Here is a 26,141-nt window from a genome sequence, read left to right on the forward strand (position 1 = left end):
CACGATGACCGTTGACCCAGACACCAAACTGAAACCCGCGCGCGCGGCCTTCGCCGACGGTCCGCGCCTGCTGGCCGACATCGGCGCCACCCATGCGCGCTTCGGTCTCGAGACCGCGCCCGGGGTCCTCTCCCAGGTGAGCGTGCTGCGCTGCGACGACTACGACGGCATCGTCCCGCTGCTGAACGCCTACCTGGCCGAGCATCCGAACCAGCGCATCAGCCACGCGGCTTTCGCGCTGGCCAATCCGATCAGCGGCGATTTCATCCGCATGACCAACCGCGACTGGCAGTTCTCGACCGACGAGGTGCGCCGCGCGCTGGGCCTGTCGACGCTCCTGATCGTGAACGACTTCACGGCGCTGGCGATGGCGCTGCCCGGCTTCCAGCCGAAAGACCTGCTGCAGGTCGGCGGCGGGCAGGCGCAGACGCACGCGGTGTCGGGCGTGCTCGGTCCCGGCACCGGCCTGGGCGTGTCGGGCGTGATCCCGACCATCGACGGCTTCGTGACCCTGGGCAGCGAGGGCGGCCACGTCAACTTCGCGCCGAGCGACGAGCGCGAATTCGCGATCCTGCAGTATGCCTGGCGCGAATGGAAGCACGTCTCGAACGAGCGCCTGATTTCCGGTCCCGGCATCGAACTGATCTACCGCGCGCTGGCGCAAAGAAACGGTGTGGAAGCTCCGGCGCGCAGCACCGCCGAGATCATGGGCGGCGCGCTGGACGCCGGCGACGCCCTGTGCCTGGAGGTGCTGGAAACCTTCGCTGGCATGCTGGGCAGCGCCGCCGCCAACCTGGCGGTGACGCTGGGCGCCTTCGGCGGCATCTTCATCGGCGGCGGCATCGTGCCGCGCATGGGCGAATGGTTCGCCACGTCGCCGTTCCGCGCCCGCTTCGAGGCCAAGGGCCGCTTCACCGACTACATCGCCCAGATCCCGACCTTCGTCATCATGACGCCGAACCCGGCCCTGTACGGCGTCTCGGCGATCCTGTCGGAACACCTGCGCGGGCGCAGCGGCGCCAACACGCTGATGGACCGCGTGCAGCAGCTGCGCCACGAACTGTCGCCGGCCGAGCAGCGCGTGGCCAGCCTGGTGGTCGACCATCCGCGCAAGGTGCTGTCCGAACCGATCGCCGAGATCGCGCGCCTGGCCGACGTGAGCCAGCCGACCGTGATCCGCTTCTGCCGCTCGCTGGGCTTCCAGGGCCTGGCCGAATTCAAGCTCAAGTTCGCCGGCAGCCTGACCGGCACCATCCCGGTGCGCCACAGCCAGGTGCGCGTCACCGACAGCACCCATGACCTGTCGGCGAAGGTGATCGACAACACGGTGTCGGCGATCCTGAAGTTCCGCGACGCGCTCGACGTGCATGCGATCGACCGCGCGATCGAACTGCTGCGGCGCGCGCGCCGGGTCGAGTTCTACGCGATGGGCAATTCGCGCGCGGTGGCGCTGGACGGCCAGCACAAGTTCTTCCGCTTCCGCATCCCGGCCGCGCTGTACGGCGACTCGCACCTGCTCAACCTGGCCGCCGGCCTGCTGGGGCCGGGCGACGTGGTGATCGCGATCTCCACCGGCGGCCAGCTGCCCGACCTGCTGGAGGCGGTCGACACGGCGCGCGCGCAAGGCGCCGACGTCATCGCCATCACCAGCAGCAAGTCGCCGCTGGCGAAGAAGGCCAGCGTGTGCCTGGCGGTCGACCACAGCGAGGACAGCACCACCTTCCTGTCGATGATCTCGCGCATCCTGCAGCTGCTGCTGATCGACATCATGTCGGTCGGGATCTCGCTGGGCGCGCAGGGGGAGGGCAGCCAGGGCAGCCAGGGCAGCCAGAACGACATCGAGCAGCGCCGGCTCCTGATCTCGCACCTCGATATCTGACCGGCGGCGTCATGCCACGCTGTCATGCCACTGTCACGGCGCGCCGCGACAATGCGGACAAGTCCGGCAACCGGAGACAGCCCATGCGGCACCCGCCATCCTCGCGCATCCTCGGCTGCGCATTCGTCGCGCTGCTGGCCAGCGGCTGCGCCAGCCACGACCTGAAGAACCCCGGCCAGTCCTGGCCCCCTTCGCCCAGCGTCATCGCCCACCGCGGCGCCTCGGCCCTGCGGCCCGAGCACACGCTGGCCGCCTACCGCAAGGCGATCGAGGACGGCGCCGACAGCGTCGAGCCCGACCTGGTCGCCACCCGCGACGGCGTGCTGGTGGCGCGTCACGAGAACGAGATCTCGGGCACCACCAACGTCGCCGAGCTGGCGCGGTTCGCCGCACGCAAGACCAGCAAGACCATCGACGGCGTGGCGGTCAGCGGCTGGTTCACCGAAGACTTCACGCTCGCCGAACTGAAACAGCTGCGCGCACGCGAGCGCATTCCCGCCAACCGGCCCGCCAACACGAGGTACGATGACCAGCATGCGATCCCGACCCTGCAGGAGATCATCGACCTGGTCGACGGCGAGAGCCGCGCGCGCAACAAGACCATCGGCCTGGTCCCGGAGCTGAAGCACCCGAGCTACTTCAAGTCGATCGGCCTGCCGCTCGAGCGCCGCCTGGTGGACGTGCTGGCGGCGAACGGCTACCGCGGCCGGGATGCGGCCGTGTTCATCCAGTCTTTCGAAACCGGCAACCTGAAGGAACTGCACGCGATGGCCGGCTACCGCCTGGTGCAGCTGGTGGCCGCTGACGGCGCCCCGCACGATGCGGTCGCCGCCGGCAGCGGCCTGACCTATGCCGACATGATCACGCCGGACGGACTGCGCGCCATCGCGCGCTATGCCGACGTGGTGGCGCCGTACAAGACCATCGTGATTCCGCGCGACGCGGGCGGCGCACTGGGCACGCCGACCCGCTTCGTCCGGGAGGCGCGCGGCGCCGGGCTGGCGGTTCATGTGTGGACCATGCGGCCCGAGAACCCGTTTTTGCCAAGTGATTTTCGCGCGGCGCCCGTCGCCTCGCCCAGCCGGCGCGGCGATGCGGCGGGCGAGATCCGCGCCTACCTCGAAGCGGGTGTGGACGCGATATTTACTGACGATCCGGCAAGCGGCCGCCGTGCTGTTGATTCTGCAAGGAAACACTAATTTCCTCCATTCATTTTTCCAGGAAAGCTGTCGTATTGACGAACGATCCGCCCGTGCGTAAAAGCGTCTACGCCACGCAACGCTGTCCGCGGAAACAGTAGTTTCCGCCAGGAACCCAATGTAAGATTCGGCCGTGGACGCCCTCATCCCCGGCGTCTCCGCATCGTCCCGGCCTCGACCCGCCGCCCCAGAACCGGTATTTGGAAGAGCACCATCATCGTCACCTACGCCCACAACGAACAGGCCCGCCTAGCCGCGCTGGCCGAGCTTGAAATCCTCGACACGCCTCCCGAGACCCGCTTCGACCGCTACACCCGGCTCGCCGCGATGACTTTCGGCGTGCCGATCGCGCTCGTCTCGCTGGTCGACGCCGACCGGCAGTGGTTCAAGTCGCGCACCGGTCTTGAACCGCAGGAGACGCCGCGCTCGATCTCGTTCTGCAGCCACACCGTGCAGGCGCGCGACATGCTGGTGGTGGAGGATGCCGCACGAGATCCGCGCTTCGCCGACAACGTCCTGGTGACGGGCGAACCGCATATCCGTTTCTATGCCGGGCAGCCGGTCTACAGCGATGGCCAGGCGGTCGGCACGCTGTGCATCATCGACCGCGCGCCGCGCGTCTTCAGCATCGAGGAGCGCCAGGTGCTGAAGGACCTGGCCGGACTGGTCGAAGTCGAACTGAATCACATGAAGGCGGTGATGGCGCGCATGCTCGCCGAGCAGGCGCTCAAGTCGCTCAACACCGAACTCGAAGCCCGCATCGCCGCCCGCACCGCCGAGCTGGAAGAGCGGATGGCCGAGTCCATGCGCATCCGCCTGCAGCTGGAAGAGAAACAGGAACTGCTGGACGCGGTGCTGGAATCGATCGACGTCGGGGTGGTGGCCTGCGACGCCATCGGCAACCTGACGCTGTTCAACCGCAGCGCGCGCGACTTCCACGGCCGCGACCTGAAGGCGGTGGCGCCGAGCGAATGGTCGCAGTACTACTCGCTGCACCACGCCGACGGCCGCACGCCGATGGAGATGGACGAGGTGCCGCTGGTGCGCGCGCTCAAGGGCGAGGTGGTGCGCGACGGCGCAATGGTGATCGCGCCGCACGGCCGCTCGCCCTGCACCCTGATGGCCAGCGGCCGGCCGCTGCGCAATGCCCAGGGCAAGACCCTGGGCGCGGTGGTGGCGATGAAGGATGTCACCGAGCTGAAGGCGTCGAGGGACCGGCTGGTCGAGAGCGAGGAACGGCTGCGCACGATCACCGACAACCTGCCGGTGCTGATCGCCCATCTCGACCAGGACCACCGCTATGTGTTCGCCAACGCGGTGCACCAGTCCTGGCTGGGCAAGGCGCCCGAGCAGGTGGTCGGGCAGACCATGGTCGAAGCCTTCGGCGAAGAATACTGGTTGCAGCAGCAGGAAGCGCTGAAGGATGCCTGGGAAGGCAAGGCCTCGCAGTGCGAGCACGACATCGTGCGCAAGAAGCACATCCGCATCGTGCACTCGACCTTTCTGCCGCACCTGCGCGACGGCAAGGTGGTCGGCGTCTACATCCTGACCACCGACGCCACCGCGGCGCGCATGCACGAGCGTAACCTGCATGCGCTGGCGCATACCGATGCGCTGACCGGCATCCCGAACCGGCGCCAGTTCGAGCTGGCGCTGCAGGCGGCGGTGCAGCGCGCGCCGCAGCGCGAGCGCGCCTTCGCCCTGCTGTACCTGGACATCGACCACTTCAAGCGGATCAACGACAGCCACGGCCACGCGGTGGGCGACATGGTGCTGGTGGAGTTCGCGCGCCGCGTGCGCAACGTGGTGCGCAGCTCCGACCTGGTGGCGCGCCTGGCCGGCGACGAATTCACGGTGCTGCTCGACGAAGTCGGCTCGCCGCGCGACGTCGAGCTGGTGGCCAAGAAGATCATGCAGGCGATGGAAGCGCCGTTCGTGGTCGGTAGCCATGCGATTCCCGTGGGCGTCACCATCGGCGTCGGCCTGGCCGACGCGCCCGGCGTCACGGCGCAGGCGATCAGCGAGCTGGCCGACGGCGCGTTGTACGAGGCCAAGGGCATGGGCCGCAACACCTTCGCCATCGCCCGGCTGGCCGACACGCTGGCGCTCGCCGCCGCCTGACCCTACTCCACGAACACCACGGCCGTGCGCGCCGGCACCGTGAAGGTCCCGCGGGCGCTGTCGAAGCGCGCCTCGCGCGCGCGCTGGTCCGCCGCGCCGCTTGCGGCATGCACCGGATGCAGGCGCAGCTTCTTGCCGCGCAGGAGCGCGGCGTCGATGGTGTGCGCCTTCTTGTCCACGTTCACCAGGTAGCCCAGGCCGGCGAAGTTCGCGCCGGGATAGCCCTGGCCGTCGATCCAGGCCGCGAGCACGGTCGGCACCTGCTGCGGGCCGGTGTTGAAGAAACGCAGGCGGGCATTGATGTCTTCCGCGCTGCGCAGGCGCAGCAGCGTGGAGCTGGCGCGGATTTGCAGCAGGTCGCGGAAGGCGTCGCGCGCGAACGCGATGTCGCCAGGGGCCGGCTTCAGGGCCGCATTGGCCAGCAGCGGCTTGAACAGCGGCCAGTCCTTCGCGTTGTCGGCGGCGGGCGGCAGGCCGGTGCCGAAGAAGTTGTCCCGGTAGGTCCAGTCGAGACGGTTGAACCAGTCGCCCGAATTGAAGCTGTTGCGGTCCAGGGATTTCGAGCGCAGCACGTCGATGCCGGCGTGGTAATAGGCCACGCCCTGGCTGAAGGCGTTGATCGCCATGCCCAGCGCCTGCACCCGCGCGCGCTCGGCAGCGCTGGTCGCCACCGGCAGCTTGAGCGCGTTGATGTCGTACAGGGTCTGGTTGTCGTGGTTCTCGACGTAGTTCACCGCCTCGGAAGGCTGGCTCGCATAGCCGGCCGGCTGGTTGCCGCCGTAGACGATGTCCTGCAGCTGGCGCACCTTGCCGTCGAAGGTCTGCATCGGGAAACTCCGCACCGAGCCGGCCAGGCCGACGCGGATCAGGTCGGCCGCGCGCAGCAGGGCATCGGGCCTGGCGTCGCCGCCCAGTGCATTCGGGTCGTACGCCAGGCCGTTGATATAGCCCTGCTGACGGATCACGATCTCGCCCGAGTCGCCCGGTGAGCCGCCGCGCACGGCGTCGCGCGCGCGGTCGCTGAAGGTGCCGATGCCGGTGCCGTTCAGCGACAGCTGCGAGGCCTGCACGAAGCGCGCGCCGTCGGCAACCTCGCCGAAGTTCCAGCCTTCGCCGATCAGCTGCACGTGGCGGCCGGCGGCCTCGTTCACCTCTTTCTGCAGCCGTTCCATCGCCGCGCGCGGCTGGTGGCCCATCAGGTCGAAGCGGTAGGAATCGATCTTGTAGTGGCGGGTCCAGAGCACCGACGAGTCGATCATCAGCTTGGCCATCATCGTGTTCTCGGTGGCCGTGTTGAAGCAGCAGGTCGAGGTCTCGATGGCGCCTCGCGCATCCAGGCGGTGGTAGTAGCCCGGCACCACGCGGTCGAGGATCGATTTTTCTTCCTGGCCGGCGATGAAGGTGTGGTTGTAGACCACGTCCGTGCCGACCCGCAGGCCGGCATTGTGCAGGTTCATCACCATCTCGCGGAACTCGACGATGCGGCGCGCGCCATCCTGCGGGTCGCTGGCGTAGCTGCCCTCGACCGCGTTGAAGTGCTGCGGGTCGTAGCCCCAGTTGAAGCAGTCGGTATGCGCGGTCTTGCCGATCAATGCCTGCTGGCTTTCGCCGTCCGGCGCGCCGGACGGTTGCGGCATCGCGCAGCCGATCTCCGGGATGCTGCCGATGTCGTACACCGGCAGCAGGTGCACGTCGGTCAGGCCGGCTTGCGCCAGCGCGCGCAGGTGCTTCATGCCGTTCGAGTTCGTCTCGGAAAAGGCGGTGTACTTGCCGCGCTTGGACTCCGGCACGGTCTCGTCGATCAGCGAGAAGTCGCGCACGTGCAGCTCGTAGATGACCATGTCGGTCGGGGCCTGCACCGTGGCCGGCGGACGGGTGTCGTCCCAGCCGCGCGGCTTGAGGTGCGGCGCATCGAGGTTCGCGATGTAGCTGCGCTTCGAATCCGCGTTCAGGCTGACCGAATACGGATCGGTGACCAGGTTGCGCACCAGGCCGGCGCCGGGCACGACGACGTCGACCGCGTATTTGTAATACGTGCCCGACAGGTCGCGCGGCAGGCTGGTCGCCCAGGCGCCGGTCTTTTCGTCGAGCGTCATCGCGTGCACGGCGCTCGCCCTGGCCGTCGGGCCGTCATAGGTGCAGACCGCCACCTGGCGCGCGGTCGGCGCCCACAGCTTGAAACCGGTCTGGTTCGCGGTTGGCGTGGCGCCGAGGTCGGGGATGGCTTCGGCGGCGGCGTACAGGTCGTCGAGGGCGCCGGCCGACTGGATGCGGGTGGCGGCGACCACCATGCCGCGCGCGTCTTCCTGCACCAGCACCAGCTGTTCGCGGTGCAAGGCGGGCAGGCGCGACAGGTCGCTGTCCGCCACGCGCAGGGTCGGACCGGTGGCGACCCACTTGAAACGCTCGGCCGCTGCGTGCGGGACGGCGGTGGGCGAGATGTCGAGCTTGATCGAACCGGCGGCGCCGGTCACCTTGCCGCCAACCTTGGCATTGAGCGATGCGGCAGGGGAGTGGTACAGGCGGAAGCGCCCATCGAGCGGGACGCCGGGCCAGCGCACCAGGCGCTTGTCGAGCCAGACGGCGCGCGCGTCGAGCTGTTCGCCATTGGCTTGCAGGACTTCCTGGAAGCCGGCGCTGTTGCAGGTATCGAGAGGCACGGCCGCATAGGCGGTCGTGGAGAGTGAGGCCGCGACGAGGGCGAGATGAAGTTTGCTCATGTAGGGTGGACGGGTCCCCCGTCCACGCGTTCAAGCGACCGGAGCACACCGCCAGGATAGACAGGTTTGAGGGAGATTGGACGCGTGGACGGCAGAGCCGTCCACCCCACGATTTACGCGGCGTTGCCGCGATAATGGTCGACCATCTTGTAGCGCGTCGCATACCAGCCGAACACCAGCGCCGACAGCAGCGCGAAGCCGGCGAAGAAATACATCTGCGCCGCCATCACGCCCATGCCGGTGCCTTCGATATAGCCCACCACCGACTCGTTCTTGACGCTCGCGTTCACGATCAGCACCCACAGGTTGCCGACCGTGACGGCCAGGTACCACAGGGCCATGATCACACCCTTCATCGAGGCCGGGGCCTGGCTGTAGGCGAATTCGAGGCCGGTCGCCGAGACCAGCACCTCGCCCAGGGTCAGCAGCGCATACGGCGCGATCTGCCAGGCGATCGAGACCGGATCGCCGGCGTCGAGCGCCACCTGCAGGTTGCCGACCACGATCCAGGCGGCGGCCGACAGCACGATGCCGGCGGTCATGCGGCGCAGCGGCGACGGTTCGATGCCGAGTTTACGCAGCAGGGGGAACAGGAGCAGGTTGTTCACCGGGATCAGGATCATCACCAGCAGCGGATTCAGGGCCTGCATCTGGGCCGGGATGACGTCGAAGGTCCAGCCGAGGAAGCTGACCTGCGTCGTCATTTCATTGGCCTGCACGATCCAGGTCGAGGCCTTCTGGTCGAACAGCGACCAGAACGGCGTCACCAGCGCGAACACGATCAGGATGCGCAGCACGGCGCGTACGCCGTCCACGGCCTCTTGCGGATGGATGCCGCGCGCGCGATCCAGCTGCATCGAGGCGCCGATGCCGCCGAAGGCCATCAGCAGCACCAGCGCGGTGCAGGCGCCGATCACGAAGCCCCACTGGACCGACATCGCCAGCGAGACCACGGCGCCCGCGGCGCCGATCAGGGCCACGTTCAGGCCCGGACGGCCCTGGCCAGGTTCCTTGGCCAGCAGGGCGGTCTTGGCCACCTGCATGAAGGAGTGCGGATTCGGCGGCGCCGGCGGCACGTGCACGTATTTCTTCTTGCCGCTCCAGAACACCATGGTGGCGATGAACATCAGGATGCCGGGCACGCCGAAGGCCCAGGCCGGACCGTAGTCGCGCAGCAGCACCGGCATCAGCAGCGAAGCGAAGAACGAGCCGAAGTTGATGATCCAGTAGAAGGCGTCGAACACGATCTTCGCCTTGTCCTTGTTGGTCTGGTCGAACTGGTCGCCGACGAAGGAGGCCACCAGCGGCTTGATGCCGCCCGAGCCGAGCGCGATCAGGAACAGGCCGAAATAGAAGCCGTTGACGTTGTCTTCGAAGATGGCCAGGCAGGCATGGCCCGCGCAATACACGAGGCTGAGCCAGAACACCGTGTTGTACTTGCCGAAGTAGCGGTCGGCCAGCCAGCCGCCCAGCAGCGGGAAGAAGTACACGCCGATCACGAAGGTGTGGAACACGTGCTTGGCTTCGCCGGTGCGCATGTCTTCCGGCAGGAACATCAGGAGCGTCGTGATCAGGAAGGGCGTCAGGATGTTGCGCATCCCATAAAAGCTGAAGCGCTCGCAGCCTTCGTTGGCAATGATGTAGGGAATCTGCCGCGGCATTCGCCCGGAACCTGGTTTTGCTAGATCAGTCATCGACCGCTTCCTTGAAATGTCAAACAGACGCGATGCTATGACGAGGGCGGTTCACTTTGCAATAAAAATATTGTTGTGAAACAAACGAGAAACATATCGACGTAGTTTAGTTACGCACGCAACGCTGCTGGAAACGTTTTCGAAACGCCAAGGTATTGAATCGTAAGGATAAATTATGGATTTCTAGAAAACTTCCGGAATTGTCAAGTTTTGTTGCGTCCTGTATATTGCCTAGAATTCCAAACCACGGACCAGCCATGACCCAGATCCCGACCACGACGAATCCGAACTGGTGGCGCGACGCCATCATCTACCAGGTTTATCCGCGCAGCTACCTCGACACGAACGGCGACGGCATCGGCGACCTGGCCGGCATCACCGAGAAGCTCGACTACATCGCGAGCCTGGGCGTGGACATCGTCTGGCTGTCGCCGTTCTTCAAGTCGCCGATGCGCGACTTCGGCTACGACATCGCCGATTACTGCGACGTCGACCCGATGTTCGGCACCCTGGCCGACTTCGACCGCCTGGTCGCCAAGGCGCATGGCCTGGGCCTGAAGATCATGATCGACCAGGTGATGTCGCACACCGCCGACTCCCACCCCTGGTTCGTCGAAAGCCGTTCCAACCGCGACAACCCGAAATCGGACTGGTACGTCTGGGCCGATCCGCTCCCGGACGGCAACCCGCCGAACAACTGGCTGTCGGTGTTCGGCGGCTCGGCCTGGCAATGGGATACCCGCCGCAAGCAGTACTACATGCACAACTTCCTGGTGAGCCAGCCGCAGCTGAACTTCCACAATCCCGAGGTGCAGAAAGCCCACCTGGCGGCCCAGCGCTTCTGGCTCGAGCGCGGCGTCGACGGCGTGCGCCTGGACGCCTGCGTGTTCCACTTCCACGACCGCCAGTTGCGCAGCAATCCGCCGGCGCTGGTGCGCGACACCTCGACCGTGACCGACGTGAACCCGTACGGCATGCAGGCCCACATCTACGACAAGACCCAGCCCGAGAACATCGCCTTCCTGGAGCAACTGCGCGCCCAGCTGGATGAATTCGGCGCGGTCTCGATCGGCGAGATCAGCTCGGACGACGCGCTGGCCCAGATGAACGAGTACATGGCGGGCGGGAACAAGCTGCACATGGCCTACAGCTTCAACTTCCTGACGCCGGTGTTCACCGCTGCCCACATCCGCGCGCAAGTGGAAGACTTCGAGCGCCGCGTCGAGGAAGGCTGGGCTTCCTGGTCGGTCGGCAACCATGACGCGATCCGCGTGATGACGCGCTGGGGCGGCCCGCACGCCACCGCCGGCTTTGCCAAGATGGTGCTGGCGATGCAGCTCTCGCTCAAGGGCACCCCCTGCCTGTACCAGGGCGACGAGCTGGCGCTGCACGAAGCCGACGTGCCGTTCGAACTGCTGCAGGACCCGTACGGCATCACCTTCTGGCCCGAGTTCAAGGGCCGCGACGGCTGCCGCACCCCGATGCCGTGGCAGGCCGCCGCGCCGCACGCCGGCTTCACCACGGGCAAGCCGTGGCTGCCGGTCGAGCCCTCGCACGCCGCCGCCGCGGTCGACCTGCAGGACAAGGACCCCGATTCGATGCTGAACTTCCAGCGCCGCTTCATCGCCCTGCGCCGCACCATGCCGCAGCTGACGCGCGGCGAGATCGCCTTCATCGACGCGCCGGAGCCGGTGCTGGCCCTGCGCCGCGACCTGGAGGGCGAGCGCAGCGTGCTGGCGGCGTTCAACCTGTCGAACGCGGAAGTCACGTTCGACTGGCCGGCCACCGAAGCCACCGACCGCCTCGCGGTCGACGGCCTGGCCGGCGACGCCCGGGGCGGCCGCGTGACCCTGCCGCCGTTCGGCGCCTGGTTCGGCCTGGAACGCGCGGAGGGCTGATGACTATCCAGCAGGAGCCGGAAAAGTTCGCGCGCACGGCGTTCGCCGACGGCCCGCGCCTGCTGGCCGACATCGGCGCAACTCACGCGCGCTTCGCGCTGCAGACCGCGCCGGGAGTGTTTCGCTCGGTCCAGGTGCTGCGCTGCGACGACTTCGAGGGCATCGTCCCGCTGCTGCGCCATTACCTGGCAGACCATGAGGACGTGCGGCTGAACCACGGCGCATTCGCGGTCGCCAACCCGATCAACGGCGACTACGTGCGCATGACCAACCGCGCCTGGGAGTTCTCCACCGACGCGGTGCGGCGCGAGCTGGGCCTGTCGACCCTGTTGATCGTCAACGACTTCACCGCGCTGGCCACCGCGCTGCCGGGCTTCGCCAAGGAAGACCTGATGCAGGTGGGGCCGGGCACGCCCGTGCCGGGCGCCGTCATCGGCGTGCTGGGGCCCGGCACGGGCCTGGGCGTGTCGGGCGGGATCCCGACCGCGGACGGCTTCGTCACGCTGGGCAGCGAGGGCGGCCACGTCAACTTCGCGCCGGCCGACGAGCGCGAGTTCGCCATCCTGCAATACGCCTGGCGCGAATGGCCGCACGTGTCGAACGAGCGCCTGATCTCGGGGCCGGGCATGGAAGTCATCTACCGCGCGCTGGCCGACCGCAACGGCGTCAGGGCCGAAGAGCGCAGCGCGGCCGCCATCGTGGCCGGCGCGCTCGAGGCCGACGACCCGCTGTGCCTGGAGACGCTGGAGTGCTTCTGCGGCATGCTGGGCGGCGCCGCCGCCAACCTGGCGGTGACCCTGGGCGCCTTCGGCGGCATCTTCATCGGCGGCGGCATCGTGCCGCGCCTCGGCGAATGGTTCGCGCGCTCGCCGTTTCGCACGCGGTTCGAGGCCAAGGGACGCTTTTCCGACTACCTGGCGGATATCCCGACCTATGTGATCACCACGCCGAACCCCGCCTTCCACGGCGTGGCGACCATCCTGGCCGAGCACCTGCGCGGGCGCAGCGGCGCCAACACGCTGATGGAACGCATCGGGCAGCTGCGCGAAGAGCTGTCGCCGGCCGAGGCGCGGGTGGCGACGCTCGTGCTCGAGCATCCGCGCACGGTGCTGAACGAACCGATCGCCGAGATCGCGCGCCTGGCCGACGTGAGCCAGCCGACCGTGATCCGCTTCTGCCGCTCGCTGGGCTTCCAGGGCCTGGCCGAATTCAAGCTCAAGTTCGCGAGCAGCCTGACCGGCGCGATCCCCGTGCGCCACAGCCAGGTGCGCATGAGCGACAGCACCCACGATCTGTCGGCCAAGGTGATCGACAACACGGTCTCCGCCATCCTGCGCTTCCGCGACCAACTCGACGTGCGCTCGCTCGACCGCGCGATCGAACTCGTGAGCCGCGCGCGGCGCGTCGAGTTCTATGCGCTCGGCAATTCGCGCGCGGTGGCGCTGGATGGCCAGCACAAATTCTTCCGTTTCAAGATCCCGACCGCGCTGTATGGCGACGCCCACCTGTTCACGCTGGCCGCGGGCTTGCTGGGGCCGGGCGACGTGGTGATCGCGGTCTCGAATTCGGGCGGCTTGCCGGAGCTGCTGCAGGCGGTGGACATCGCGCGCGCCGCCGGCGCCGACGTGATCGCCATCAGCAACAGCCAGTCGCCGCTGGCGCGCAAGGCCAGCGTATGCCTGGCGGTCGATCACAGCGAGGACAGCACCAGCTTCCTGTCGATGATCTCGCGCATCCTGCAGTTGCTGCTGATCGACATCATGGCGGTGGGGATCTCGGTCGATGGCCAGCATGGGCAGGGCGCCGGCCAGGATCCGCGCCGCTTGCTCATCTCTCACCTGGACAGCTGAGCGCTGCGGCGCACGGCGTCAGTTGGCGCTCTTGATATCCACGCGCTCGATGGTGCGGCGCCATTCCTGGAGGCTGAGCAGGGTGTCCGAATCGGCGTCGTCGACCAGGATCTCGCTGCCGTCCTGGGCCACCAGGAAGCTCTCGCGGCGGCGCGCATCCTCGGCGCGGTTCTCGACAAAACTCAGCTGGTAATACTTCTTGCCGTTGACTTCGCGCGGGACCGGATCGTCCTCGATCACGGCGCCGCGCGCCTTGCCCTGGCTGCGCTGCTCGATCTGCCGCGACCACGCCTGCAGTTCCGGCAACGCCAGCAGCGAGGCCATCGCTTCTTCCTTCGTGTGCGCCGGCACGTGAACGCTTGGCGCGGCCGGCGCTGGCGCCGGCGGCGCTTCGCGTTCGGCGCGCTTGCAGCCGGCGACGGCGCAGCACAGCATCAGTGCGGCAATGGTCAGGCGCAAGGGAGAATAAGAAGCGGCGCGTGTGGACATGGCGGGTCTCGTGAGGGCAGGCGGTCATGGTAAACCATGCGTGTTCGACCAGCAACACGGATGCCATCTGACCGACTGCATCGATTGCGCGGAACGCAAGGGCATTGCAACGATGCTTTGCGCCTGTCGTGCGAAATATTTCTATACAGAAAGTAATTCGTGTTTTTTGCCACGAAATCACATTTCTCACCATGGAGCCGTAATTTATTCATAGAAATAATGCTATTCTGTAGGACCACTCCTACTTTGCACCCTCGCCACTCGTCCCCATGGACCGCCGCCGCTCTGCCTACAGCCGCAGCCTCGTCAAAGCGTCGCAACGCGAAAAGCGTCTTGGCATCCTTGCGATGCTGGGCCTTGCCACGGGCGTCGCGGGCGTGCTGGCGCCGCCGCTGGACATCGACTGGACCTGGCTGGACCGCAAGCCGGACGAGGTCATCCATGTCGGCGCGAGCCCCAGCGCCGCCATCGCGCCGGCCGCCGCCAGTGCGGCGCCGGCCGCGGAGCAGGGCGCCGCGCGGCGCATCTATCCGTTCTCGATCATTCCCGGCGGCGTGGCGGACGCGGACGAGCTGGCGCGCGTCATCCGCACCGACGCCGTGGTCGCGGCGCACTATGCCGGCTTCGACGTCGCCAACGCGCGTGCGGTCACCGTCACCAAGCCGCGCGCCGTGTACGTGTCGTACCGTAAGGGCGACCAGGTGTACTGGACAAAGAAGAAACTCATGCTGGCGCCGGGCGAAACCTTGCTCACCGACGGCAGGAACGAGATGCGGGCGCGCTGCGCCAACCGGATTTCGGACGTGCCGATGTACCCGGTCGAAGCCAATGGCCCGACCGAATCGGAACTCGATTCCTTCGTCACCGAGGATGGCGGCGGCCTGATGGCGGTGGCGGCCGGCCTGGAGGGACTCGACGACGGTCCCGGAGCAGGACCGGCTTACTACCCCGACGTGTTCCCGGACGGCGCCGGCCTGCTGCGCGGCGCCGCGCCGGTCGCGCAGCCGCGCCTGGCCGACCTCATGGGCAGCCCGCCCGCGCGGTATGGCTCGGGCATCTCGAGCGGCGGCACGCTGGGCGATGGCAGCGGCGATGGCGCGACGGCGCCGCCAGCCGCTGGCAACCCGACGCCGGGCAACGCCAGCGAGGGCGATGGCGGCACTGGCGGCGGAGGCAATCCCGGCGACACGGGCGGCAGCCCGCCGGATACGCCGACGCCGTCGACACCGACGCCGGAAACCGGAACCGGTCCGGGCTCCGATCCCGATCCCGGCCCGGGTCCGAACCCGGAGCTGCCGCTGCCCACGCCTGGCGTGCCAGGCACGCCGGGTGGACCCGATACGCCGGCCATCCCGGGCACGCCGGGCACCCCGGGCCTGCCCCCGGACGATACCGAGGTCGAGCCGAACGATCCGGTCGACGTGCCGGAGCCCGGCACCCTGTGGCTGGGCGGCGTGGCCATGGCGGCCATGCTGTGGCTGCGCCGCAAGGGGCCGCGCGCCCGGCGCTGAGCCGCCGTCCCGGTTTTTCAGTATGTCGGACAGCAAAAAGCCCGCGAGGCGTGAACCTCGCGGGCTTTTCGTCGTGGAGGACTGGCGCGCCGGCGTTGCCGCGGCGCGCCAGGCGACCGGCTGGATTACATCATGCCGTCCATGCCGCCCATGCCGCCCATGCCGCCCATGCCGCCCATGCCGCCGGCTGGCTTGTCTTCGACGACTTCCGAGACCATGCAGTCGGTGGTCAGCATCAGGCCGGCGATCGACGCTGCGTTCTGCAGTGCCGAGCGGGTGACCTTGGCTGGATCCAGCACGCCCATTTCGACCATGTCGCCATAGGTGCCGTTGGCGGCGTTGTAGCCGTAGTTGCCGGTGCCGCCCAGGACGGCTGCGACCACGACCGATGGCTCGTCGCCCGCGTTCTGGACGATCATGCGCAGCGGCTCTTCCATGGCGCGCAGGACGATCTTGATGCCGGCGTCCTGGTCAGGGTTGTCGCCCTTGACGTCCAGGGTAGCGCGGGCGCGCAGCAGGGCCACGCCGCCGCCTGGCACGATGCCTTCTTCGACGGCAGCGCGGGTTGCGTGCAGCGCGTCTTCGACACGTGCCTTCTTCTCTTTCATCTCGACTTCGGTGGCTGCACCGACGCGGATCACGGCAACGCCGCCGGCCAGCTTGGCCACGCGCTCTTGCAGTTTTTCGCGGTCGTAGTCCGAGGTCGCTTCTTCGATCTGGGCGCGGATCTGCTTGACGCGGCCTTCGATCGATTCAGCCTGGCCGGCGCCGTCGATGATGATGGTGTTTTCCTTGCCGACTTCGATGCGCGAAGCCTGGCCCAGTTCCGCCAGGGTGACCTTTTCCAGGGTCAGGCCGACTTCTTCGGCGATGACCTGGCCACCGGTCAGGATGGCGATGTCTTCCAGCATGGCCTTGCGGCGGTCGCCGAAGCCTGGCGCCTTGACGGCGACGGTCTTCAGGATGCCACGGATGTTGTTGACGACCAGGGTCGCCAGCGCTTCGCCTTCGATGTCTTCGGCGATGATGACCAGCGGACGGCCGGCCTTGGCGACTTGCTCCAGCACCGGCAGCAGGTCACGGATGTTCGAGATCTTCTTGTCGCACAGCAGGATGAACGGCTGCTCGTGGACGGCGACTTGCTTGTCCGGGTTGTTGATGAAGTACGGCGACAGGTAGCCGCGGTCGAACTGCATGCCTTCCACGATGTCCAGCTCATCGTTCAGCGACTTGCCGTCTTCGACGGTGATGACGCCTTCCTTGCCGACTTTTTCCATTGCCTCGGCGATGCGCTCGCCGATCGAGGTTTCCGAGTTGGCCGAGATCGCGCCGACTTGCGCGATTTCTTTCGAGGTGGTGGTTGGCTTGGCGATCTTCTTCAGTTCTTCGACGGTCGCTGCGACGGCCTTGTCGATGCCGCGCTTCAGGTCCATCGGGTTCATGCCGGCGGCAACGAACTTCATGCCTTCGCGCACGATGGCTTGTGCCAGCACGGTCGCGGTGGTGGTGCCGTCACCGGCGTTGTCGCTGGTCTTGGAAGCGACTTCCTTGACCATCTGCGCGCCCATGTTCTGGAGCTTGTCTTTCAGTTCGATTTCTTTTGCGACCGAGACACCATCCTTGGTGACGGTCGGGGCGCCGAACGAGCGCTCGAGCACGACGTTGCGGCCTTTCGGGCCCAGGGTGACCTTGACTGCGTTGGCCAGGACATTGACGCCTTCGACCATCTTGGCGCGCGCTGCGTCGCCGAACACTACTTCTTTAGCTGCCATTTGTTATTTCTCCGAATGTATCGTGAATGGGGTCAGGGAATGAGACTTACTGGGCCACGACGGCCATGATGTCTTCTTCGCGCATCACCAGCAGTTCTTCGCCATTGACCTTGACGGCCTGGCCGGAGTACTTACCGAACAGCACGCGGTCGCCGACTTTCACTTCCAGCGGACGAACCTGGCCGTTGTCTTGCACTTTGCCGTTACCGACGGCGAGGACTTCGCCTTGGTCTGGCTTCTCTGCCGCGGCATCAGGAATGATCAGGCCGGACGCAGTCTTGGTTTCCTGGTCGAGGCGCTTCACGATAACGCGATCGTGCAGAGGACGAAGGTTCATGCAAAACTCCTTAATATTCAGTGGTTTAACTTGCGTTTTTTGACACCGTCGCAGTCTTGTGGCAAGCACCGCGTCGGTCTGCAAAGAGTTGTTAGCACTCTCTACTAACGAGTGCTAATTATAGGGACGATAATTTGCCATTTCAAGCAGCAAGATTGCTAAATACTTTCGTGCGCTTGAGCTGGCACAAGCCTTCAGGGCTTCAAGCAATGTGTTTTTGGCATCTCTCGCCACCCGGTGCGAACCTGGCAAGAGGCGGGCAGCGTACACCGCCTGGCGCTTTCCTGCCGCACGCCAGGCAGCCGGGACGGCCGGCGGCGGGCGCGGCATGCCGCACCGCAGCGCGATTCGGTTGACGGAAAATCCCTCTCGATCCTATAGTGTCGAATGATTTCCGAATTCCAAGACCTCTCAGACAAAATCGACCGGCTCGCCCAGCTGACCCAGTCGTTGCGCGCCGAGAACTATTTGCTGCGTCAGGCCAATACCCTGCTCAGCGCCGAGAACCTGGCATTCAAGGAGCGCCTGTTCGAGGCCCAGCGCCGGGTCGAGGCGCTGCTCGACGAGTTGCCCAAGCCGCCGGGCGAAGCGCAAGCCGAAGGCGAGGGTGGGCAACCCGAGCCCGGGCCGGATGAACCGCGGCCGCTCCATCTCGCGCATGCCGCCCGCCAGCAGGAGCAACGATGATCCATCTCGACGTCACCATCATGGGCCAGCCCTACCGCCTGGCCTGCCGCGACGGCGAAGAGCGCACCCTGCGCGAAGCGGTGGCCTACCTCGACGGCAAGATGTGCCAGCTGCGCGATTCGGGCAAGGTGAAGGGCACCGACCGCATCGCCGTGATGGCCGCGCTGAGCGTCGCCGCGGAATTCCTGTCGGTCAAGTCGCCGCAGGGACCGCTGTCGGACATGTCGATTCTCGAAGTCAAGCAAAAACTGGAAGCGATGCACACCGTGCTCGACAAGGCGCTGACGCCCCAGGAAAATCTTTTCTGAAAACCGAATCCATTTGACATGACGGATCAAAAGAGTAAACTGCGCTCTACCCTGCGGTGTTCGAGATTTGCCATATATTCCTTGAACCATTCTTACGCATAGGTCGTGGAACAAGTTCGATGGGAGTGAGCGTCACTCGTTTGACGAACCCGAAATTGATCTGACCGTGACCGCCTTGAACCGTTTTGGTTCAGGATGCCGGCAATAACGGCACTGGCGGGGGCTAGGATACACAAGCGGTTGCGCACTTTGTACGCAGCCGCTTTTTTTGTGCGCGCGTCAAACCTGTCGGCGCGCCTTGCAGGGAGATCGGCGCAATGCGCTATTGGTTGATGAAATCCGAACCGGACGAAGTCAGTTTCGACGACGTCCTGTCCGCACCCGGCCAGACCGTGGCCTGGTTCGGCGTGCGCAACTACCAGGCGCGAAACTTCATGCGCGACGCGATGGCCGTCGGCGACGGCGTCCTGTTCTACCACTCCAGCTGCGCCGTGCCCGGCGTGGCCGGGCTGGCCGAGATCGCGAGCGGTCCCTATCCCGACGCCACCCAGTTCGACCCCGCCAGCCATTACCACGACCCGAAAGCCACCCCGGAAACGCCGCGCTGGATCTCGATCGACGTGCGCGCGCGGGAGGCGGGGCGCTATCTGCCGCTGGCCGAGATGCGCACCGTTCCCGCGCTGGAAAGCATGGTGCTGCTGCAAAAGGGCAGCCGGCTGTCGATCTCGCCGGTCACCAGATCCGAATGGGATGCGGTCGTCCAACTCGTGCGCGCCAGGGAGGCCTGAATGGATCCCTGGCTGATCCTGGCCCTGCTGGCGATGGGCACCTTCGGCGGCTTCGCGGCCGGCCTGCTCGGCATCGGCGGCGGCATGGTGCTGGTGCCCTTCATCACCATGATCTTCACCGCGCGCGGCATCGCCGACGAACTCGTGGTCCACATGGCGATCGCCACCGCGCTCGGCGTCATCCTGTTTACCTCGATGTCCTCGGTGCGCGCCCACCACAAGCATGGCGCCGTGCTGTGGCCCGTGGTGCGCCTGCTGGCCCCGGGCATCCTGATCGGTTCCTGGATCGGTCCCTGGATCGGCAAGCAGATGAATACCTCGGTGCTGGCCTTCTTCTTCGGCTGCTTCGTCGCCTTCTCGGCCACCCAGATGCTGATCGGGAAGAAGCCGACGGCGGCGCGCGAATTGCCGGGCCGGGCAGGCATGTTCGCCACAGGTGGCCTGATCGGGATCCTGTCGGGACTGGTGGGCGCCGGCGGTGGCTTCGTCTCGGTGCCGTTCATGACGCGCTGTAACGTGCGCATCCATAACGCGGTCGCCACCAGCGCGGCGCTGGGCTTTCCGATCGCGCTCTCGGGGACGCTGTCGAATGTGTATTATGGCTGGGGCGAACCGGGCCTGCCGGCATGGTCGCTGGGCTTTGTCTACCTGCCGGCGCTGGCCATCATCGTGCTGGCCAGCGTGGCCATGGCGCCGCTTGGCGCCCGCGCCGCGCACAAGATGCCGGTGCGCCAGCTGCAGCGCATCTTCGCCGTGATCCTGTATGCGCTGGCGGCCTATATGTTCTGGAAGGCGTTCAATTAAGCCTTCCTGACGCGCGCGCGGTCGAGCGGCAGGTCGCGCATGCGCAGGGCGCAGGCGTCGAACACCGCGTTCGCGATCGCCGCCGCGGCCGGGCCTTGCGCCGCCTCGCCGGTGCCCAGGAAGGGCTGGCCGGGGCGGTCGATCAGGTGCACGTCAATTTTCTCCGGTGTTTGGGCGAAGCGCAGGATCGGATACGAGGCCCAGTCCACGGTGAGCACGCGCGCGGCGTCGAAGCGCACCTGTTCCAGCAGCGTCCAGCTGGCCGACTGCACGATGCCGCCCTCGATCTGGTTGCGCACGCCGTCCGGGTTGACGATCTCGCCGCAATCGACGGCGCTCGACACGCGCGTCACGCGCACCAGCCCCGTTTCGCGCGCCACTTCCACCTCGACCGCCAGCGCGCAATACGACGCCAGGTTCTTGTAGCGCGCAAAAGCAAAACCGCGGCCACGCCGCGCGGTCTTCTTGTAGCCATCCCAGCCGAACTTCGCCGCCGCCAGCTCGACCACGTCGATGGCGCGCGGATCTTCCAGGTGGCGCAGGCGGAACGCGACCGGGTCGACTTTCGCCGCGCGCGCCAGCTCGTCCATGAAGCTCTCGATCGCGAACACATTGCAATAGGCGCCCAGGCCGCGCATGGCCGAGGTGCGCAGGACCGCCTTCGGCTGGAAGTGATGGGTCACGCGCGCGTTCGGCAGCCGGTAATAGGGGATCGCGTTGCGGTCGCCGCTGCCTTCCGGCTGCGGGCTGGGTTTCGGGGTGGGCGGCGCGAATGGTTTCGCCAGATGCGTGGCCGGCAGCAGGTTGCCGGCCTTGCCGGGACGGGTGTTGTGCGGGGGCGTGAAGACGTCGTACTGCCAGTCGGCGATGCGGCCGTCGGGACCGAGCGTGGCCGCCACCTCGGCCACCATCGCCGCGCCGAACGGTTCCCATGCATGCTCGTCCTCGCGCATCCACTGCACCCGCACCGGCCGGCCCGGGAAGGCGCGCGCCAGCAGGGCGGCGTCGGCCGCCACGTCGTCGGCGCCGTTGTGGCCATAGCAGCCCGCGCCCTCGACGTGGATGCAGCGGATCGCGTCTTCCTTTACCGCCAGCAGCTCGGCCAGCGCGCCGCGCAGCGGGAACACGCCCTGCGAGTGGGTCCAGACCGTGTAGCGGTTCTCCACCAGCTGCGCCACCGCGCACGAAGGCCCGATGGAGGCGTGCAGCTGGAAGGGACGGGTATAGGTGGCCTTCAGGTGCACGCCTTCTTGCACCCGCGCGCCGCGTTCGAGGATGGTGGTCGGTTCGGCCGGCTGCGCCATCACCAGGGCCTTGACGTCCGGGTGGACCGGCAGCGCGGCCGGCGTCTCCCAGCGTGCGCCGCGCGCGAGCAGCGCGGCGGCCTTCACGGCGCGGTATTCGCCGTCCGCGATCACGGCCAGGAAGCGGCCGTCGCGCACGACTTTCAACACACCGGGCAGGCGCATGACGGCGGCCGTATCCACCGCGATCAAGGTCGCCGCCTGCGCGGGAGGGCGCACCACGCGCGCATGCACCATGTTCGGCAGGCGCAGGTCCTGCACGTAGGCGCGTCCGCCCGTGACCTTGGCCGGGATGTCGATCCTCGGCAGCGACTTGCCGATCGCCGTCGCCAAGCCGGGCGCTGGCGGCGCCGGCTGCGGCGTAGCGCGCAGGCGCAGTTCCTGGCCGGTGACCAGCTGGCCGAAGCTGGCGCGGCGGCCGTCGGGGGCGATGAAGGCGCCATCCTTCAATGCCAGGCCGGCCGCTGGCGCTGCCAGGCGCGCCGCCGCCAGTTCGCCCAGGCGCATCCGCACCTGGCCCGCCGCATGGCGCAGCGCGGCGCCGCTGTCCTTCATCGAGTTGCTGCCGGCGGTCATGCCTTCGTCCGGCGTGCGCGCGGTGTCGGCGGTGACGAGGGTCAGGCGCTCAGGCGCGATGCGCAACTCGTCGGCCACCACTTGCAGCAGCGCGGTCTTGATGCCTTGCCCCAGCTCGGCCTTGCCGGTGAAGACCGTGATGCGTTCATCGGCGTCGATGCGGATCCAGGCGTCGAGCCAGGGCGTTTTTTCCAGGCTCTTCGGCAGTGCATCCTGCGCCGACCACGCCGGCATCGCGAACGACAGCGTCAACCCGCCGCCCGCGGCCAGGAAGCGGCGCCGACCCTGGTCGAGGCTCATCGCTTGCCTCCGGCCGCAAGCCGGTCCGCCGCGCGCCGCACCGCGCGCAGGATGCGCATATGGGTGCCGCAGCGGCACAGGTTGGGCGACATGTGGGCGCGGATCCGGGCGTCGCTCGGATTCGGTTCGCGCTCGAGCAGCGCGGTGGCCTGCATGATCATGCCCGCGATGCAGTAGCCGCATTGCGCCGCCTGCTCGTCGATGAAGGCCTGCTGCAGCACGCCGGGCGTGTCGCTGTTGCCCAGGCCCTCGACGGTGCGCACGGCGCGCGCGCCGACGCTCGACACGGGCACCAGGCAGGACATCACGGGCTTGCCGTCCATGATCACGGTGCAGGAGCCGCACTGGCCCAGGCCGCAGCCGAACTTGGCGCCATTCAGCCCCAGGTCGTTGCGCAGCACGTACAGCAGCGGGGTGTCGGGTTCAAGGTCGACGGCGTGGCTCTTGCCGTTCACCTGCAGGCGGTAGGTCGTCATGGTGCTCTCGCTTTGCTCACTTGCTCGTCCAGTTCCGGCCAGGCCGGCTGGCCGGCGCCGTACTTGCGCAGGTAGGCGGCCAGCGCGCCGGCCTGCTCGTCAGTCAGGATCGCCTTGAAGCCGGGCATCCAGCGTCCCGCTTCGCCATCCGGCGGCAGGATGCCGCTGTCGACGATATGGATCAGGCTGCGCGGGTCGGGGTCGTACAGGGCGATCGCCTTCTGCAGGGGCAGTGCGGCGCCCGAGCTCGGGGCGCGGCCGACGTCATGGCAGCGCGCGCAGGAATTGGCGTAGAGCTCGTAGCCGAGGCGCATGCGCGGCAGTTCGGGATCGTCGGCGGCGGGCTGGGGCAGCGGGCCGTCCTGCTGCGCCGGCGTCGTGCGCGCCGGCGCCTGCGACAGGTGGCCGTGGGTCCAGGCGGCCAGCGCGGCGACGTCGCCCGCATCGGCCTGGGCCAGGTGCATCACCACGTCCTGCATCGGGCCGCCGGCCACTGCGTGGTCCTCGGCCATGCCGGTGCGCAGGTAGGCCTGCAGCGCTTCGCGCGTCCATGGCAGCGGCGACGGCGAGTGACGGTTCAGGGCGGGCGCATACCAGTCCTCGGCTTCGCCGCCATCGAGCTGGCGCTTCAGATCCGGACCGCCCAGCTTCGTGCGCGGCGTATGGCAGGCGGCGCAGTGGGCGACGGCGTCGGCCAGGTAGGCGCCGCGGTTCCATTCGGCGGATTGTCGCGGGTCGGGCCGCCACGGCGCATCATCGAGGTACAGCACGTTCCAGAAACCGACCAGCGGCCGGAAACCGAAGGGGAAGGTCATGGCGTTGTCGCGCGCCGGCGCGGCGATCGCGGGCCGCGTCATGAAGTAGGCGTACAGGTCGTCGATGTCGTCCTGCGTCATGCGCACGTAGTGGTTATAGGGGAAGGCCGGATACAGCAGGTGGCCGTCGCGCGAGACGCCCTCGCGCATCGATCGGGTAAAGGCTTCAGGGCTCCAGGCGCCGATGCCGGTGTCGCGGTCCGGCGTGATATTGGTGCTGTGGACGGTGCCGAACGGCGTCTCCATCGGCTTGCCGCCGGCGAAGGGGCGGGACAGGTCGGCGGTGTGACAGGAGGCGCACATGCCGAGGTTTGCGAGGTTGGCGCCGCGCTCGATGCGGGCCTGGTCGAAGGAAGGTGGCGTGGCTTGCGGCGCCAGCGCGGGGCGCCACATGATGGAGAAGGCGATGCCTGTCAATACGACGATGGCCGCGAGGAGCAGCCACCATCCGATATGCCGCCTGCGCCTGGGTCGATTCATGAAGGCTCCGATCCGTGGAGCCTCATTGTCGAGCAGTAAAGAGCGAGCGCTCTGTGCGCTCGCTCACTCAGAGGCGGATCAGGCGGTCACCGGCCGTCCCGGCGCCTGGCGATAGGCCCAGGCCAGCATGACGAGGGCGGCGACGATCATCGGCAGCGACAGCACCTGGCCCGAGGTGATCGGCAGGCCGAACACGGTGGTTTCCCAGTCCGGCACGCGGAACCACTCGGTGAAGAAGCGCGCGCAGCCGTACAGCAGGGTGAACATGGCGCCGACCGCCAGGCGCGGACGCGCCTTGCGCGCGAACAGCCACAGGATCACGAACACCAGCACGCCGTCGACCAGCGCCTGGTACAGCGGCGACGGATGGCGCGGGCCGGCCACGCCTGGCCACAGCATGGCCCACGGCAGGGTCGGGTCGGCCAAGCGACCCGGCAGTTCGGCGTTGATGAAGTTGCCCATGCGGCCGGCGGCATAACCGAGCGGCACCAGCGGCGCGATGAAGTCGTAGACGTCGAGCAGGTTGCGCTTGCGTTTGCGGGCCCACAGCGCCATCGCGATCAGCACCCCCAGGAAGCCGCCGTGGAAGGACATCCCGCCCTTCCAGATCATGAAGATCTCGAGCGGGTGCGCGAGGAAGTACAGCGGCTGGTAGAACAGCACTTCGCCCAGGCGGCCGCCCACGATCACGCCCAGCATCCCGTAGAACAGCATGTCGTCCAGGTCGTCGCGGGTCCAGCCCTGCGCCGCGACGTGCGGCATGCGGATGCGCACCCGGCCCAGGATGATGAACAGGGCAAAGGCGACCACGTACATCAGGCCATACCAGTGGATTTGCACCGGGCCGAGCGAGATCGCGATCGGGTCCGGCTGCGGATGAATCAGCATAGTCAGTCTCTCTTCAATTCTTCAAACATTCCAGGAAGCCCTTCAGCACGGGCGAATCGTTGTCGCGCCGCCAGGCCAGGCCGGTTTCGGCCAGCGGCGCCGGATCGATCAGGGCACGGTATTCTACGCCGGGACGCATCAGGTTCGACACGGATTGTGGCACAAGTGCCAAGCCCATGCCGCCGGAAACCAGGCTGACGATGGTCTGCATCTGGATCGCTTCCTGGCCGATGGTGGGCAGCACCCCGGCCGCGCGAAAGCAGGCCAGGATCGCATCGTGCAGGCTGGGCGCCACCGTGCGCGGGAAGATCACCAGCGGCAGCGGCGGCAGGTCGCGCAGGCGCACCGGGCCTGGCCTTTCCAGCGCCGCCAGCCCGCTCGGCGCGCACAGCACCAGCGGCTCGTCGACGATCTTGAGGTAGTCCAGGGCGCCGTCGGCCATGCCGTCGGGCGCGCCCGGTTGCGGCGGGATCACGAAGCCGGCGTCGATGCGGCCCGAGAGCAGTTCTTCGAACTGGACGTCGGAGGTCGCTTCCTGCAGCACCAGGCGCACCGCCGGATAGGCGACGCGATAGCGGCGCAGCACGTCGGGCAGCATGCGCAAGGCCGCGGTCGAGACGAACGACAGGGCCAGGCGCCCAGCCTCGCCGCTGGCCGCGCGCCGCACCAGCTCGGGCAGCGCGGCGGCTTCCTCGAGGATGCGGCGCGCTTCCGGCAGCAGGGCGGCGCCGGCCGCGGTCAGGCCGACCATGCGCCGGTTGCGCACGAACAGCGGGGCCTTGAACAGTTCTTCGAGATTGGCGATGCTCTGCGACAGCGGCGGCTGGGTCATGTGCAGGCGGCGCGCGGCGCGGCCGAAATGCAGCTCTTCGGCCACGGTGACGAAATGGCGCAGCTGGCGCAGTTCGGGATGCATGAGTGATTGGACAAGCTGTGATACGTGCAATGTATCACAGGGCACCTACAGGCGCCGTTCAGCGACGCTTGTCGAGGGTCTTCTTGACGCGCTCGTTGCGGCGCTGGTCCTGCAGTTCGTGTTCTTTCTTCTTGTCGAGCCCGAGCATTTTCTCGATGTACTCGAACCAGATAAAGGCAGCAACGAACAGCCCGGCGATGACCCACCAGGACAGCTCGGCAAAACGCCAGACCTCGAAGAAGCGCAAGGCGGCCAGGGCGACGATCAAGAGGATGAGTGGCATGATGTGGAAAGCTCCTTCAGGCCTCACATCTTACAAAGAAAAGAAT

21 protein-coding genes and 1 other RNA gene are annotated in these 26,141 nt (G+C 67.3%); 11 read left to right on the top strand and 11 right to left on the bottom strand.

The genetic code is table 11. The annotated features are described in order from the left end of the window. Window positions 1–4 precede the first annotated feature (4 nt). From LO55_RS11405 to LO55_RS11415, 3 genes are all read left to right on the top strand, one after another. Window positions 5–1,879 carry a glucokinase gene (locus LO55_RS11405; RefSeq protein ID WP_005665642.1) on the top strand — a complete coding sequence of 625 codons (1,875 nt, stop codon included), beginning with the start codon at window positions 5–7 and terminating at the stop codon, window positions 1,877–1,879. An 83-nt stretch (window positions 1,880–1,962) separates the two neighbouring features. Continuing rightward, the gene (locus tag LO55_RS11410) at window positions 1,963–3,078 is read left to right on the top strand and encodes a glycerophosphodiester phosphodiesterase (protein ID WP_071361544.1); all 1,116 of its coding nucleotides are present in this window, start codon (window positions 1,963–1,965) and stop codon (window positions 3,076–3,078) included. A gap of 273 nt (window positions 3,079–3,351) precedes the next feature. Beyond that, entirely contained in the window at window positions 3,352–5,199 is a 1,848-nt protein-coding gene (locus LO55_RS11415) for a sensor domain-containing diguanylate cyclase (protein WP_267873255.1), read from the top strand. 2 nt (window positions 5,200–5,201) lie between these two features. Here the strand turns inward: LO55_RS11415 and LO55_RS11420 are convergent, their stop codons facing one another. Further along, entirely contained in the window at window positions 5,202–7,919 is a 2,718-nt protein-coding gene (locus tag LO55_RS11420) for an alpha-1,6-glucosidase domain-containing protein (protein ID WP_071361546.1), read from the bottom strand. Between the two features lie 113 nt (window positions 7,920–8,032). Further along, window positions 8,033–9,613, bottom strand: a complete 1,581-nt coding sequence (locus LO55_RS11425; RefSeq protein ID WP_005665646.1) for a POT-type proton-dependent oligopeptide transporter — start codon at window positions 9,611–9,613, stop codon at window positions 8,033–8,035. 257 nt (window positions 9,614–9,870) lie between these two features. Between LO55_RS11425 and LO55_RS11430 the strand changes: the two genes are divergently transcribed. Next, window positions 9,871–11,511: an alpha-amylase family glycosyl hydrolase gene (locus LO55_RS11430; protein ID WP_005665647.1), complete on the top strand. Its 1,641-nt coding sequence runs from the start codon at window positions 9,871–9,873 to the stop codon at window positions 11,509–11,511. Next, the gene (locus LO55_RS11435) at window positions 11,511–13,361 is read left to right on the top strand and encodes a glucokinase (RefSeq protein WP_005665648.1); all 1,851 of its coding nucleotides are present in this window, start codon (window positions 11,511–11,513) and stop codon (window positions 13,359–13,361) included. Before LO55_RS11430 ends, LO55_RS11435 begins: the two co-directional genes overlap by 1 nt. An 18-nt stretch (window positions 13,362–13,379) precedes the next feature. Here the strand turns inward: LO55_RS11435 and LO55_RS11440 are convergent, their stop codons facing one another. Continuing rightward, window positions 13,380–13,850 carry a hypothetical protein gene (locus LO55_RS11440; protein WP_005665649.1) on the bottom strand — a complete coding sequence of 157 codons (471 nt, stop codon included), beginning with the start codon at window positions 13,848–13,850 and terminating at the stop codon, window positions 13,380–13,382. Window positions 13,851–14,197: 347 nt separating this feature from the next. On the opposite strand from LO55_RS11440, the gene LO55_RS11445 reads away from it, so the two are divergent. Beyond that, window positions 14,198–15,361 (top strand): PEP-CTERM sorting domain-containing protein, encoded by a 1,164-nt coding sequence (locus LO55_RS11445; RefSeq protein WP_157225460.1) that lies wholly within the window; start codon window positions 14,198–14,200, stop codon window positions 15,359–15,361. Window positions 15,362–15,486: 125 nt separating this feature from the next. Here LO55_RS11445 and groL read toward each other — a convergent pair whose 3' ends face one another. Together groL and groES are read right to left on the bottom strand one after the other, a co-directional pair. Further along, the gene (groL, locus tag LO55_RS11450; RefSeq protein ID WP_005665651.1) at window positions 15,487–17,133 is read right to left on the bottom strand and encodes a chaperonin GroEL; all 1,647 of its coding nucleotides are present in this window, start codon (window positions 17,131–17,133) and stop codon (window positions 15,487–15,489) included. Window positions 17,134–17,179: 46 nt separating this feature from the next. Further along, a complete protein-coding gene (gene groES / locus LO55_RS11455; RefSeq protein ID WP_005665652.1) occupies window positions 17,180–17,470 on the bottom strand; it encodes a co-chaperone GroES in 291 nt (96 codons plus the stop codon). A gap of 387 nt (window positions 17,471–17,857) precedes the next feature. Here groES and LO55_RS11460 point away from each other — a divergent pair, with 387 nt between their 5' ends. The 5 genes from LO55_RS11460 to LO55_RS11480 all read left to right on the top strand — a co-directional run bounded on the left by LO55_RS11460 (window position 17,858) and on the right by LO55_RS11480 (window position 20,057). Then, on the top strand, window positions 17,858–18,157 hold the full coding sequence (locus tag LO55_RS11460) for a hypothetical protein (protein ID WP_005665653.1): 300 nt from the start codon (window positions 17,858–17,860) through the stop codon (window positions 18,155–18,157). Further along, a complete protein-coding gene (locus LO55_RS11465; protein WP_005665654.1) occupies window positions 18,154–18,465 on the top strand; it encodes a cell division protein ZapA in 312 nt (103 codons plus the stop codon). The genes LO55_RS11460 and LO55_RS11465 overlap by 4 nt, the downstream gene beginning before the upstream one ends. A 45-nt stretch (window positions 18,466–18,510) precedes the next feature. Beyond that, window positions 18,511–18,692, top strand: a non-coding RNA gene (gene ssrS, locus LO55_RS11470) — 6S RNA. 90 nt (window positions 18,693–18,782) lie between these two features. Then, complete coding sequence (locus tag LO55_RS11475; RefSeq protein ID WP_005665655.1) at window positions 18,783–19,253, top strand: EVE domain-containing protein; 471 nt, start codon at window positions 18,783–18,785, stop codon at window positions 19,251–19,253. After that, window positions 19,254–20,057 carry a sulfite exporter TauE/SafE family protein gene (locus LO55_RS11480; protein WP_005665656.1) on the top strand — a complete coding sequence of 268 codons (804 nt, stop codon included), beginning with the start codon at window positions 19,254–19,256 and terminating at the stop codon, window positions 20,055–20,057. On the opposite strand, the gene LO55_RS11485 is transcribed toward LO55_RS11480, so the two are convergent. The 6 genes from LO55_RS11485 to LO55_RS11510 form a co-directional block, all read right to left on the bottom strand. Continuing rightward, window positions 20,054–22,237, bottom strand: coding sequence for a xanthine dehydrogenase family protein molybdopterin-binding subunit (locus LO55_RS11485; protein ID WP_005665657.1), 2,184 nt, complete (start codon window positions 22,235–22,237; stop codon window positions 20,054–20,056). The two genes, LO55_RS11480 and LO55_RS11485, sit on opposite strands and share 4 nt — an antisense overlap. Beyond that, on the bottom strand, window positions 22,234–22,713 hold the full coding sequence (locus LO55_RS11490; protein WP_005665659.1) for a (2Fe-2S)-binding protein: 480 nt from the start codon (window positions 22,711–22,713) through the stop codon (window positions 22,234–22,236). The genes LO55_RS11485 and LO55_RS11490 overlap by 4 nt, the downstream gene beginning before the upstream one ends. Further along, on the bottom strand, window positions 22,710–24,008 hold the full coding sequence (locus tag LO55_RS11495; protein ID WP_005665660.1) for a cytochrome c: 1,299 nt from the start codon (window positions 24,006–24,008) through the stop codon (window positions 22,710–22,712). The genes LO55_RS11490 and LO55_RS11495 overlap by 4 nt, the downstream gene beginning before the upstream one ends. A 78-nt stretch (window positions 24,009–24,086) precedes the next feature. Further along, window positions 24,087–24,896: a prolipoprotein diacylglyceryl transferase gene (gene lgt, locus LO55_RS11500; protein ID WP_005665662.1), complete on the bottom strand. Its 810-nt coding sequence runs from the start codon at window positions 24,894–24,896 to the stop codon at window positions 24,087–24,089. 13 nt (window positions 24,897–24,909) lie between these two features. Further along, complete coding sequence (locus tag LO55_RS11505) at window positions 24,910–25,812, bottom strand: LysR substrate-binding domain-containing protein (RefSeq protein WP_005665665.1); 903 nt, start codon at window positions 25,810–25,812, stop codon at window positions 24,910–24,912. A gap of 58 nt (window positions 25,813–25,870) precedes the next feature. Next, the gene (locus LO55_RS11510) at window positions 25,871–26,095 is read right to left on the bottom strand and encodes a TIGR04438 family Trp-rich protein (RefSeq protein WP_005665667.1); all 225 of its coding nucleotides are present in this window, start codon (window positions 26,093–26,095) and stop codon (window positions 25,871–25,873) included. Between the last annotated feature and the right edge of the window lie 46 nt (window positions 26,096–26,141).

This window comes from Massilia timonae, assembly GCF_001866515.1.
Lineage (GTDB): Bacteria > Pseudomonadota > Gammaproteobacteria > Burkholderiales > Burkholderiaceae_D > Telluria > Telluria timonae.